Below are 12,714 nucleotides of genomic sequence, written 5' to 3'. Positions count from 1 at the left end.
GTTCTACCCCTCAAAAAATACTCGTCCTTGGCCGCCATCAAGTAAAACAGACGTACCAATAGCAAAAGAAGCCTTATCTGATACTAAAAAGGTAACAAACTCACTAATTTCCTCTGGCGTGCCGAATCGTTTAACCGCCATTCTTTCAGATAAATATTTTTCAACATGCTCAGGGCGAGTCTTAAGTGTTTCATCCCAATAACCTCCTTCGGTAAACACAGCCCCCGGTAAAACTGCAGTCATAACAACATTATCAGCTGAAACAAAACGCCCTACACTACGTACATAGGCATTAAGTGCAGCCTTAGCTGCGCAATACATTGGTGTACCTTGATTTTCTAACGAAGCAATGGAAGACACGTGACAAATTCGCCCCCATTTTTTGGCTTGCATTGTGGGTAAAAATGCATTGTTTAACTCAATTGCATTAAGTAAATTGAATTGCATTACATCCCGCCAGGCATCTACTGCACTGAGTGGCTCTGTGATACCCAAATTGCCACCAACGTTGTTGACTACAATATCAGGCTCCAAATTTTCATTTGAAAGCCAGTCCAATAATACTTTGGGACCATTGCAATCTCTTAAGTCGACACTAAAGTAACGGTTTTTATTTTTGTGTTGCAAAGTTGCTTTTTCAGCTAAATCCGCAAGTTTGTCGCCTTGTCTTGCAACCCAGATAACATCCGCACCTTCTTTGGCAAGCGATTGTGCTATGGCCATTCCAAGTCCGCCAGAGGCGCCGGTGACTAAGGCAAGTTTGCGTTCAATATTTAGATTCATATAATTAGAATGGTCCTTTGAACCATTTTCCTGGTACATCATGCATACCGGTGTTTTCAATAACGATGGGAGTGGCTAGCCCAAGCATTTCACAAACTCGATTAGTTATAGTATCTGCATTATTATAAAAACCTTTAGTCATAGCATAACTTGTAGGTTCTGGGAATTCAGGCAATCCTAACCTTTTTGGCGCAGTCATAAGTTTGCTAAAACACGTTTCAGCTACGCTAGCGACTATTTCCGCAGCCACAGAAAAGTTCTTATGAGCACTGTCACACACCAATAGATGCCCGGTTTTAGTTACAGAGTCATAGATCGGTTGCCAGCCAGATTTATCGGTTTGAACAGTCTCAAGCACTTCACAAGCAATCCCTTGTTCTTTAAGCCGTTCTGCGGCTATCAGTGTTTCGATTAACATGTAGCTATTTGCCACCAGCGTAATATCTCTGCCCTCACAGTGCGTTCTAACTTTATCAAGCGGTTGGCTTAAATTCACTAATTCTGTTTCGTTACACTGTTGATTATGTAACCAGCGATGTTCAATAAACAAAACGGGATTGTCATCCATAATAGCTTGATAGAGTTGCTGAGCGACTGAATCCGTTTTACTTGGTATAACCACTTTAAGACCAGGAATATGAGCAAACCATGCCTGCAAATTCTGTGCATGGGTCGGCCCCTGCCCCCACCCTCGCCCGACTATTAGGCGAATTGTAAGCGGTACCTTCATCTGCCCATTAAACATGTAATGCCATTTAGCTGCATTGTTGACTAACTGATCCATTGCTAGTAAAAAGAAATCTAAGCGTTGGTGGGTCATTAATACTCGACTCCCCGACAAGGCTGCACCGATACCGATGCCTGTCATAGCATTTTCAGCGGTTGGCATATCAAAAACGCGCCGATTACCAAAGGCTTCAGACAATCCTTTGGTCGTATCAAAAATGCTCTTGGGATCGTCAATCCCCAAGCCAAAACTCAGCATTGACGAGTCGTCATTCATGGCTTGATGCTGAGCTAAACAGACTTGTTTAGCAAAGGTGGTAATTTGGGAATGTATATCAAGCATAAACATATCTACTGTTGTGTTGTGGATCTGGAAATGCCGCGCATTCCGCGTGTTCAAAAGCTTGGTTAATTTCCTGCTCGATTTGTTGTTTAGCCAGCGCGATAGTATTTATATTATCAATATTCTCAAGCAATAATTGACGTTCCAACAGCGTTATCGGATCCCGTCCAAGCCATTTGGATACTTCTTCTTGCGGACGATAGCCAAGATCATCATCCCAATTAGGCCCACAATGTTCTCGATGCCGATAGGTATGACATTCGATCAAAGCCGGGCCAGCACCCGAGCGGATATTTTGAATACATTTTTCCGCGACGCGAGCAACTTGAATGACATCGTTCCCATCAACTTCTGCTGCGTGTAAGCCGATGGCCTGAGCTAATTTAACAATAGAACGGCCAGCCGGTTGCCTTACCTCCAGCGGGCTGTATACAGAATAAGCATTATTCTCACAAATGAACAAAACTGGGAGCTTTCTCAAGGCGGCAAAATTCGCAGACTCGTAAAACGCCCCTTCTTCAGTCGCTCCTTCGCCAAAATAAGCCACTGATATTTCGTTCAATTTTTGTACTTGTTGATGCAGTGCGTTTCCAACTGCAAGCGGGATACTGTTACCAACTATCGCAGTGCTGGCAACAAATCCAGCAGTCAAGTCAGTTAAGTGCATTGAGCCACCTCGACCACCTGTACAGCCAGTTTCTTTGCCATAAAGTTCAGCGATCAACTTATTTAAATCACCTCCTTTGGCCAAATAATGGGCGTGGGCTCGATGTGAGCTGTAGGCTTTGTCTTTGGAAGTTAAAAATGCTGAAACACCAACGGCAACGGCTTCTTGTCCGATAGATAAATGAGTTGGGCAACGCATTTTCTGTTCAGAATAACGAGACGCAATAGCTTCTTCCACTAAGCGAATGCGTAAAATCTGTTGATAAAACAAAAATAAAGCACTCATGGAATAAACCAGAAGTAGTCACCGGTGTAGCCAACTTTCTGAAAAAACGCTTTCCATTCATCAACATGCATGATGGTTTTAGCGGTTAAGTTCCATTCATACATGCGCGCTTCTTCTTCAGCATTGCGATATGCATCAACGGTAATAAAGGCGTTGCCTTTACTCACTCGCATAATTTCTTGTAAAGCTTGGCCACATTCTTTCCGTTCTAAGTTATGTACTGTGTTGACACTCATAACTAAATCAAAGGTATTATCTGCAAAAGGCAAACGGGTTGCACAAACACAGATAACATCGGCTTTAATTTCCTCTTTAGCATGTGCAATTGCATAGTCTGAAATATCAATACCCTTAGCGGTTATACCAGGAATGAGCTGCTTTAAATCGTGCAAAAAGAAGCCTTTAGCACAGCCTACATCAAGCACCGAACTGTGCTCCGTCAACCTGTATTGTTGCTGAATGTCTGGCACCACGGGTTGCCAAAAGCGTGGGAAATAGTGGAATCCACCATATCCATATTGACGTTCTCCATCGAAAAATTGCTCACCAAACTGACGGGCAATTGCTCGCACCGCGTCGGTTTTTTCTTCACTTCTCGCTTGAGTATTGCGATTCGTCTTAGGGTAATTTCTAAGTAAATCTATTTCCATTGAATGAAGATCCTCATTTACTGCTTATGGGTGTAGTCTAAAGACATTGATTTAAGTTGTTCGAAGTTTTGCTCTGCCCACTCAATTGTTTGTTCAATACCTTGTTCAAGGGATATCTTATCCTGCCAAGCAAATTCATTTCTGACTTTATTAGAATCCAGTAAATAGGCCGCATCTTTACCGGGTCTATCTGCTGAAATTTCGCATACTTGATTGATATCTTTTGCCATTCGCTGACAAATATTCTCCACTAAAGCACGAATAGACACCGTATCTAAGGTCGAAACATGATAAGTCTCACCGTTTGTACCCCGTTCACCAATGGCTTGGGTTGCGCGCGAAACATCGTCAATATGGATAAAAGAGCGCTCTGATACTCCGCCACCATGCAACGGCAGTTTATGTCCCAACATAATACTTAAGATCGTTTTGGGAATAATCCTGTACAACTGCTGACCAGGGCCATAAACGTTAGCGGCGCGTGTTGAAACAACTGGAAATTGATGTACATCAAAAAATGTTTTAAGACTCATATCAGCCGCAGCACGGGATACCGCATAGGGTGTGCTGGGGTTAAACATTTGGTCTTCACTCACAAAACCAGAACATGAACCATATACTTCTGGGGTAGAAATATGGATATATTTGTCGAGGTAATCCTTATGACGCAACATGTTGTGAAACTTAACGGTTGAAACCACATTGGTCATAAACCAATGTTCGGGATACTCCCAGCTTTGCCCCACCATACTTTGTGCGGCAAAATTGTAAATCGTACCTATTTGCCTAGCGTCTAAGATAGATTCTATTTTATCTAGATGGTGATTCAAATTCAATTGATGAAACTGAAACTTTGAATGATCAATCCACTTATAGGGAAGTAGTGCATCTGCAGGTTCCAATGACCGACTAATACCCAGCACTTCTACTCCTCGTTCCAACATACTTTTGCAAAAACTCGCACCAGAGAATGAATTACTGCCGATAACAGCAATGGAATTTATCATGCAGCTAATTCCCTCGCCATAAACTGCATAAGCATATGGCCAACTATAAGTTGTAGATCCTCAGAGATTTGCATGTCGTTTATGTCGTTATGAATGGAATAGTTTGCAAGAGCTTTCGCTTTACCACCGGTATAGCCCAAAATTGCAAAACTTTTCACGCCTAACTCTTTAGCTTGTTGCAAAACACGCACAATATTTTCAGAATTACCACTCCCCGACAATACAATTAACACATCATTAGGATTAGCCTTGACCTTTAACTGATGCGAAAAAACCTTGTCGTAACCAATATCGTTGCTTAGACAGGTTACTACGCTAGAATTGGCAGGTAAGGCTTCGACATTCAAACTCATGTTACCAGAAGGATCGATGCCATATAAAAAGTCATTGGCCAAATGAATAGCATTACCCGCACTACCACCATTACCGCATATAAATACTTGCTTTTTTGTTTTGCAGCAATCTATTAGATGCTCAGCAAGCACTTGTATTGTCGCTGAATCCAGTAGGTTAATTTGCTCCGACAACGCTGCTTGGTATGCTGCAATAAGTTCTTTCATTTAAGTACTTCCTGCTGCATCCACTTCAAATTATGCCATCTGTCCTCATCGATGAGCTTGCCTGCTTTGAATTTTTGAATTATCTCATCTATCGCGACACTGACCGTCTTTTTAGGTTTGAATCCAGTAGCCAACAATTTTTCTGAATTTATCCGATATGAGCGCGGATCATTAGAAGGCGTGACTTCAATTTTTGCTCCGACCTTTTCAACGACCATGTTGGCAATATCCAAGATAGAAATATTCTCAAAACCCGCATTGTAAACGCCAGTTATTTGCGGATTCTCCAAAAAGAAAACATACAGGTCAGTAATATCGTCGATATGAATATTGGGACGCGTCTGATCTCCTCCAAATACCGTAATAATTCCATTTTTAAGAGCCTGCATCGTTAACATATTAACTGATACGTCGAGTCGCATACGGGGCGACAAACCACACACCGTAGCTGGGCGCACAATTTGTACGGCCATTTTATCTGCGTAACTCAAAAGCACTCTTTCTGAAACCATTTTTGTTTTGTTGTATTCAGAGATGGGATCTAATACCAGATTCTCAGTGACCTGTTCCTCATCTTTAACTCCATATACACTGCCAGAAGACGCATAGACAAAATGTTTAACGCCTGCTCTGACTGCATAATCTGCAAGTTGCATGGTTGCCAACGCGCTTATTTCCCAAGTCAATTTAGGATCTAAATCTCCACATGGATCATTGGCTACTGAAGCTAAATGCACGATAGCATCGATGTCATTTAAATCGATGTCTGTGACATGCCTCACATCTTGTTTTATCATCATCAGATTTTTATGTGGCGATATAAAGTTACCAAACCATTGAGTATCTATCGCAACAACGTGATAGCCATTGGCTAATAATTTCGGTACTAATACCGAACCTTTGTACCCACACGCACCGGTGACAAGAATTGTCGTCATTACAATAACTTCCTATAAATCGAATAAATGTCTGTTTGCTTTTAAAAAACACTCGGAGACCAACATGCTGCCATTTTTTAAATCTCTAGCAGGTATTTTCTCAATGTAACGTTTATGTGTCTCACTCATATCTCTAATCAACTCATCTGAAACAACTAATTGTTCAAATTCAACTACTGCCGCAAGAATTTCACCTTCACTGTTATCAATACATTCAAAACCATTATTACGCAAAACGTTTCCATCCATACATTCCAGTATATCAATACTAATGCCACTGTCGCGCGAAATTTTAATTCCTTCCAAAAGCGAAATAAATTTCACTCTTTGATTAGTCTCTTTATTGAAGTAATATTTTGGAATAAATCGAGAGTAATACGGATAGAATAAGCCAAAGGGAACCATATTAACTCCCAAAATAGGCCGATCAAATGCCGCTGCAACGCCCTGCGGCCCGCTCGTATTAGCAATAAAAAATGAACAAATACTGAGTACAAATGTTTCAATAAAGCCATTTAGTCCGCCAGGCTTGTTCTTACAAAAATCATAATAAGCTGGATGTTTGATGTCTAAAAACTGATGAGATGTAAGTCCTACTCGAATAACGGTGTAGCCTTTATCTAACAAGTAATTGACTGCTAATTTAAAGGTATTAATATCGGCATCTCTAAAGTCGTGATAAGAACAATTCTTACTTTCAATTTTCTCACTCAGATAGGCGCCATCACGCACATGAAAACAAACGATTTTTTTAAAGTCTTTTATTCCTAGCTCACTTAATGCTTTTATTCCTGCTCTCTCGTCCGATTTTGGAATTGCGATTTTAGGCGGATTCAATCTTTGAATATTTTGTAATAATAAATAATCTGTTTCAGGCCAAGGTTTTTTATTATTCAGCTTTTTGTGGGATTGGAGATCGAATGGCATTGGCTCATAAAAGTAGTCAGAAATAAGATTTGGGCGGCTCCTGAATAACTTGTGCAAAAAAGGATTTTCAACGATACGAATATGTTCCTTTAGCAGACCATAGATATATAGATTGGCTATATCACTTTCAATCGCTACATCTGCAACGAACAAATTCAATACTTTTTTGGCGGTGTTTGTTTTTTTACGAGAACGGATCCAACTTTCTGGCTCACAAATCAAGTGACCGACTCTATCTACTGTCAGAAACGATATCTTTAAACTAGTCGCCCCTAGTGACATTAAGGTTGTACTAAGCGATTGTTTTCCAACTGCATAATCAGGGGTGACACTCAAACAATATGCTAAAGCAACAAGAGCGTTGAACTTATCATCCTGCTCTAAGTAAGCTAGATAAAGCGCATAAAATGCATTGTGATCTAGACTTCTATACCAACAAAACTTTCGCAAAAATCCAATATCTTTGGTTTCGATACCTAAACCTTTCAATGCAATAAATCGAAAATTAAGGAGCTCAGAATTATTTGGGTCGAGTTTCAATAGTGTTTCACTAATTACCTTTAGCTGTTCAAACTCGCTTTGGTCAAGTAGCATTTTCAACTGACTGAGGTGATGTTCGAAAGACAATGACATAACTTAGGTAACTCTACTTGAATCTAACCTAGCAGTTAGTACAAGAGTGTCACTTAGACCTTGGGTATAAAGCGAAGAAGCATAGCTATCTTTTGCTTCTTGACTAACGTTAGTACTCCAAATTTTATGTCCTCCAGGCTTTCCATGACTTAACCAGTATAGATGGTTAGCTAAGTCATAACGTTGATGTCCTTCAATTTTTTCAACTAAAAAACCTGCTGAATTTAACAATATCTGTAAGCTTTGCTGCGTATATAAAATCAAGTGCTCACTCCATAAAGTAAAGCGCTTAAAATCTTGACTCTTGTACAGTGTAAGCAAGGCATCATTGGCATTAGGCACTTCAATGATTAACTTTCCAGCTGTATTCATTCTATTGCGAATTTGCCTCAACACATCTAATGGATTATGCAAATGCTCAAATACATGAAACAGAGTAACCAAATCAAATTTTCGGTCTACTACCTCTTTTATATTTCCATATACTTCATAGTTTAAATTTTTTAGTATTTGCCGTGCCGCGTTTTGAGGCTCTATTGCAACTACTTTTTTCGCGAGACCGTTAACTTTATCGAGAATCCCGCCGAGTCCTGTCCCAATATCTAAATAGTGTGCATTGTCCAAATAATTAGCAATTAAGTGGAACCGCCGATTGTCATCATCTTCACTATTCAATAAAAAATTGGCTCTTTGCTCTACCCCCCAATATGAAAGGTCATCACCATTTGTTGAATTATGGTTATTTTCATTCGGTTCCAAAAATATAAGGCCTGATCGATTGCATCTCCAAACAACTTGTTCTGGATCATCTCTAGTCTCATGTGAATAGAGTTCGACACTACCTACATCAATTATGTTCAGATCCACTAATTGCTGAACTAACGCGGTATGATAAGTAAATTCCATTAAATACCTTATTATGGGTTAAACCAAAAGATTGTCATGATCATCAAATTTACGCATCAGCATCACAAAATCCATTACGTGGATTATTTTAACAACAATCTATATTTATATTTTAACTCTTTAGACTGAAGAGAACTGTTATCTGCATACTAATCTATTTAAGTGGCTTTCATTGACGATATATTTTTTTACTCAACGATGGGATCCACACCTACACTATTTTCTAATTTGTTAATATATCTAATCGACAGTTACAACTGAAATTAACTTGGCCGATAATAAAAAAGTACATCTTTAATTAAGTACCTGAAACTACTTAATTATCGAGAACTAAAGTCTCTCCTTTTGTCAAAAGCGACTCTAAGCTTTCAAACGCTTGCCAAAAACCTTCACCGAAATTTTTATGACCCTGCCAAATTTCAGGGATCCAAGAAGCGGTATTGCAGTATTGTTTCATATAATCAAAAACTGCCGCAAAATCCATTTCTCCATCGCCTATTTTTAACCCTTCATCATCTACACCGGCGGCATCAGCAATGTGAATGTGTTTAATGTATTCACCTAATTTTTCAAAGTATGTTTTTAGTTCCAAATTATATTTATTACACGCCAAATAACTGTGCGAAACATCAAGGCATATATTTGTTCCCGTACGTTGACAAAACAAGGCGGACTCATCCGGATCAACAAACAAGTTATGAAAACGTTGACCACCAAAATGCCAAGGGAATGGAGGCATCGTTTGAATTAAAATATCAATATTATTGGTATTTAAACCTCTTAAGCTCTGTTCAACTAATGCATATTTACGACTTATTTCATTTCCCGTCAGAAAATTTTCTTGGCTAAACCCGCCGACATTAACAATGACTTGGACCTTATTAGTGGCGGGATAAAACTGCTTAAGTGCTCTAGCTACATCAAAAACACGATTTAAATGCTGGATAGAGATTTGACGGTAGTTATCATCATCACTGGCTAAATCCAAAGTGTGGTCATTTTCAAATAACTCAGGTGCATGAACTAATAGTTTCATGCGCTTGTTGGCTGAGATAAATTCTACTGGTTTTAAATTTAAGTCTTGGTAACTAAGGTGATACTCAACCACATCAAAATTAGACATAGTGGAAAGATTCGCATCGTGATAGCGAACAGGAATACCAAAGGGTTGCGAAAATGTATATTGTCTTGGAATAATTTGAGGGCTGGTGTTTAAATCTGAATGAAAGAAAAACTCACCACGTTTAAATTGTCGAATAGCGGCTTTACCTATTAATGCATCCAGATGATATGGAGGTAAACCTTTACCGGGACTCTTTACAGTTAACATATCATCAGTAATGATTTGTCCGGGATAAATATCTTTTGTAGCAACGATACTTTTAGCTAGGTTTTCCCGATTCATCATCTCACCTTGGCTCATGTTACGATTGCCATTTCCAAGCATTGCCTCTTCTACCTGACGAATTCCTTTAACCATTTGAGAAAATTCTTCAGGCAATAAACTGACCTTGTGATCATTGCCTTGCATTGAGCAGTCAAGAGTAAAATGTTTCTCGATTACCTTGGCGCCTAAGGCAACAGCCGCAATAGTAACGGAAATACCACGCTCATGACCTGAATAACCAATTAGTCCATCATTCATTTTAGATAAATACTGAAGATAAGGCAGTTGAATATCTTTAAACGGCGCGGGGTAAGTTGAATTACAATGCAATAATACAAATTGAGCTGCTTCTGACTTAAGTAAATCGACGGCCATCTTGATTTCAGAGTCAGATGACATGCCCGTTGAAACTAACATCGGCAATCCCTTTTTTGCAATGTGTTTCAATAATTTATGGTTTGTTAAATCTGCGGAGGCAATCTTAAACCCTTGCACCCCCATCAGCTCCAATATATCAGCACTCACTTCGTCAAAGGGGGTGCACAAAAAGGTAATGTTTCGCTGTTTACAATAGCTAAACAAAACCCGAAACTCATGTTCCTTAAGCTGAAATTTACTCAATAGATCGAGGATATATTGGGTACCTAGGTCTTCAGATTCTCGATTGGAAGTATGGCCGTTAACATACAAACTCTCCATATCTCGCATTTGAAATTTAACACAATTTGCACCCGATTCTATTGCCAAATCAACCAATCTTTTGGCTAACATTAAATCGCCATTATGGTTGTTTCCTATTTCAGCGATAATAAAACAAGGACTGGTTTTACTAATCGAAAACTGCTCTATCGAAATAGCGCGTTTTTCTCTGGAAGCAATAGATACTATGCGCATCTGCTCGTCTACAATCGGCAAGTATCGTAATCGTTCTGTTAGTTTGCGTTCAATATCTATCGGCTCATCAAGTTCATGCATATAACTTACGCTAGTGTTCATGCACTGAACAATTGGGCTATTTAGATCTATTCTATTTTGCAGTAAAATCCAGCGTCTAAAATCACCATCAGTAAATGCACCTCGTAAACGTTTTTCTTTTGATACGACAAAAACAATTTGTAGCTTATTCGCATTCAGAGCATTTAGTGCATCTGAAATGAAAGAATCATCTTCGATAAGGTACTTTTGAATATCTTTATCTAGCTGCACAAAACACCTATAGCCTCTGTAATACTGATTCTGCTAGTTTAAAATCAAATTCTGAATCAATATCGATTGCAGACATTTCATCCATCACGAACATGCTAATTTTCCCACCTAAACGGTTACTGGTCGTTTGTAACACCCAAGGTTTAAATATATATATCGACCCATTTTCCTGATACTGAAGTGACATATCTTGTCTACGCGGACGATGCAAGTAGTCATAGTTAATGGACTCGGCGCCATCTTGCGTAAAGCGCCACAAAAATCGATGATTAGGAATGACTGAGAGAAGTGAATCTGATTTTTCCATCACGATATGCTTAATCGCATTATCGATATCATCTGTCTTTCTAATGGGAGACGTGCACTGTAAAAAAACAATCAAGTCAAACGTCAGGTCATTTTTTGATAATACATCAAGACAATGCAGTAATGCGGATTCTGACGAGCAGGTATCACCTGAAAGAGAATCGGGGCGCAATACAACTGTGGCACCGGCCAATTCCGATATTTGTTTAATTTTGGGGCAGTCGGTACTCACAAAAATGTCAGTAACTAACTCAGATCTTGCCGCTTGATCGATACTGTGAGCGATCAATGGGCGCCCGCCAAGATCGCGAATATTCTTACCTGGTAACCCCTTAGAGCCACCTCGCGCAGGTATTATAACGGCGATTTTCACTATTGATTTCCGCTTACATGTTTAAAATTGTTGATTGGTACATATTCAAATTTCTTTAATTGGCAGCGCTGACGCTAACAATGAATGGGGATTTGTTACCCATATTTTGACGCCCAATTGATTAAGAACATGTTCTTGCAAAAGTGCCAAATACTCCACAATAGTTAACTTTCCTAATTTTCGAGCAACCTCACTCGAGGCAGTTGCATGAAAACCTTTACTATCTTGCTTATATTCTTTTTGTTTTTGAAATGAGTGAATAAAATGACGTGCTTTTAAATAGGCAGGTTTATCAACATGATCCCAGAAATAACCATCGTTACTTAAATCTACGCCAACTAAATTGATATCTTTATAACCAAGTTTGATGCAGTAGTGAATCACCGTATCTAAGTTAGAAATATGGTGGGTGAGAAAAGGGTTATCTTTTTTAAAATAACGAGGAAGTATTCTTTTCAACAATTGTTTAGAACTCAGCATCACGCTTCTACTCACATAAAATTTGGGTTTTTGAATTTTTGGCGGGCGATAAGCTGCACCATGCAGCAAAATATAAATTCCTGCCAAATTAACCTGTGCTGATTGGTGACAAGGGTTATCCAAAAGTTCGTCGTAAATTAGATTAAGAAACGCTTGGTTGTCGACAAATTCTATAAAGTACTCGTTAGGTGTAAAGTCATGTACATAAAAATTGTTAACACCAACACTAAACTGGGTCGAAATATGTTGCCATTGCTGCTCAGTTACTTGGTTGATGCTTGAACCGCAACCCAAAATGTAGGCGACTTTCGTAGGCTGTTTTATTTGTTTCGGTATTTTCAACAATGTTGAGTTTCTTTCTAATAACTCTTGCTCGAACTTTGAGTTGAGATAACCAGACCAATAATATTGAGCTAAAGAGTCTAATTCCGTCATTGGCAACTGCCATTGAATTAATTTAATTTTTGCCCAAAGTCGATGGGCTTTATATAACCAAGGCGCATAATATTTGTAATAACCTTGTTTAAATCTGATTAT

The 12,714-nt window shown here is 39.1% G+C and carries 12 protein-coding genes; all 12 read right to left on the bottom strand.

The features are described from left to right. Positions 1 to 3: 3 nt before the first annotated feature. The 12 genes from ABKW31_RS03130 to ABKW31_RS03075 all read right to left on the bottom strand — a co-directional run bounded on the left by ABKW31_RS03130 (position 4) and on the right by ABKW31_RS03075 (position 12,612). Positions 4 to 783: an SDR family oxidoreductase gene (locus ABKW31_RS03130; protein WP_348614741.1), complete on the bottom strand. Its 780-nt coding sequence runs from the start codon at positions 781 to 783 to the stop codon at positions 4 to 6. Between the two features lie 4 nt (positions 784 to 787). Then, positions 788 to 1,852, bottom strand: a complete 1,065-nt coding sequence (locus ABKW31_RS03125) for a transketolase C-terminal domain-containing protein (protein WP_348614740.1) — start codon at positions 1,850 to 1,852, stop codon at positions 788 to 790. Beyond that, entirely contained in the window at positions 1,845 to 2,804 is a 960-nt protein-coding gene (locus ABKW31_RS03120) for a thiamine pyrophosphate-dependent dehydrogenase E1 component subunit alpha (RefSeq protein WP_348614739.1), read from the bottom strand. Before ABKW31_RS03120 ends, ABKW31_RS03125 begins: the two co-directional genes overlap by 8 nt. Next, positions 2,801 to 3,454, bottom strand: a complete 654-nt coding sequence (locus tag ABKW31_RS03115) for a class I SAM-dependent methyltransferase (protein WP_348614738.1) — start codon at positions 3,452 to 3,454, stop codon at positions 2,801 to 2,803. The genes ABKW31_RS03120 and ABKW31_RS03115 overlap by 4 nt, the downstream gene beginning before the upstream one ends. 17 nt (positions 3,455 to 3,471) lie before the next feature. Then, entirely contained in the window at positions 3,472 to 4,461 is a 990-nt protein-coding gene (locus ABKW31_RS03110) for a GDP-mannose 4,6-dehydratase (RefSeq protein ID WP_348614737.1), read from the bottom strand. After that, entirely contained in the window at positions 4,458 to 5,021 is a 564-nt protein-coding gene (locus ABKW31_RS03105) for an SIS domain-containing protein (protein ID WP_348614736.1), read from the bottom strand. Before ABKW31_RS03105 ends, ABKW31_RS03110 begins: the two co-directional genes overlap by 4 nt. Next, entirely contained in the window at positions 5,018 to 5,959 is a 942-nt protein-coding gene (locus tag ABKW31_RS03100; protein ID WP_348614735.1) for an SDR family oxidoreductase, read from the bottom strand. The genes ABKW31_RS03105 and ABKW31_RS03100 overlap by 4 nt, the downstream gene beginning before the upstream one ends. Before the next feature lie 12 nt (positions 5,960 to 5,971). Beyond that, positions 5,972 to 7,513, bottom strand: coding sequence for a TIGR04372 family glycosyltransferase (locus ABKW31_RS03095; protein WP_348614734.1), 1,542 nt, complete (start codon positions 7,511 to 7,513; stop codon positions 5,972 to 5,974). 9 nt (positions 7,514 to 7,522) lie between these two features. After that, a complete protein-coding gene (locus tag ABKW31_RS03090; protein ID WP_348614733.1) occupies positions 7,523 to 8,425 on the bottom strand; it encodes a class I SAM-dependent methyltransferase in 903 nt (300 codons plus the stop codon). 316 nt (positions 8,426 to 8,741) lie between these two features. After that, a complete protein-coding gene (locus ABKW31_RS03085; RefSeq protein WP_348614732.1) occupies positions 8,742 to 11,018 on the bottom strand; it encodes an N-acetylneuraminate synthase family protein in 2,277 nt (758 codons plus the stop codon). Positions 11,019 to 11,025: 7 nt separating this feature from the next. Then, entirely contained in the window at positions 11,026 to 11,697 is a 672-nt protein-coding gene (locus ABKW31_RS03080) for an acylneuraminate cytidylyltransferase family protein (protein ID WP_348614731.1), read from the bottom strand. Positions 11,698 to 11,742: 45 nt separating this feature from the next. Continuing rightward, a complete protein-coding gene (locus ABKW31_RS03075) occupies positions 11,743 to 12,612 on the bottom strand; it encodes a hypothetical protein (protein ID WP_348614730.1) in 870 nt (289 codons plus the stop codon). Positions 12,613 to 12,714: the final 102 nt, after the last annotated feature.

Source organism: Paraglaciecola sp. 25GB23A (genome assembly GCF_040012495.1).
Lineage (GTDB): Bacteria > Pseudomonadota > Gammaproteobacteria > Enterobacterales > Alteromonadaceae > Paraglaciecola.
The sequence above is the reverse complement of the archived record's forward strand: the minus strand, read 5'-3'. Positions and strand labels throughout refer to the sequence as shown.

Coding starts and splice junctions, on each gene's coding strand:
- ABKW31_RS03090 (WP_348614733.1), bottom strand. CDS start 8,425: ATGGAATTTACTTATCATACCGCGTTAGTTCAGCAATTAGTGGATCTG.
- ABKW31_RS03075 (WP_348614730.1), bottom strand. CDS start 12,612: ATGACGGAATTAGACTCTTTAGCTCAATATTATTGGTCTGGTTATCTC.
- ABKW31_RS03125 (WP_348614740.1), bottom strand. CDS start 1,852: ATGCTTGATATACATTCCCAAATTACCACCTTTGCTAAACAAGTCTGT.
- ABKW31_RS03130 (WP_348614741.1), bottom strand. CDS start 783: ATGAATCTAAATATTGAACGCAAACTTGCCTTAGTCACCGGCGCCTCT.
- ABKW31_RS03100 (WP_348614735.1), bottom strand. CDS start 5,959: ATGACGACAATTCTTGTCACCGGTGCGTGTGGGTACAAAGGTTCGGTA.
- ABKW31_RS03120 (WP_348614739.1), bottom strand. CDS start 2,804: ATGAGTGCTTTATTTTTGTTTTATCAACAGATTTTACGCATTCGCTTA.
- ABKW31_RS03105 (WP_348614736.1), bottom strand. CDS start 5,021: ATGAAAGAACTTATTGCAGCATACCAAGCAGCGTTGTCGGAGCAAATT.
- ABKW31_RS03110 (WP_348614737.1), bottom strand. CDS start 4,461: ATGATAAATTCCATTGCTGTTATCGGCAGTAATTCATTCTCTGGTGCG.
- ABKW31_RS03115 (WP_348614738.1), bottom strand. CDS start 3,454: ATGGAAATAGATTTACTTAGAAATTACCCTAAGACGAATCGCAATACT.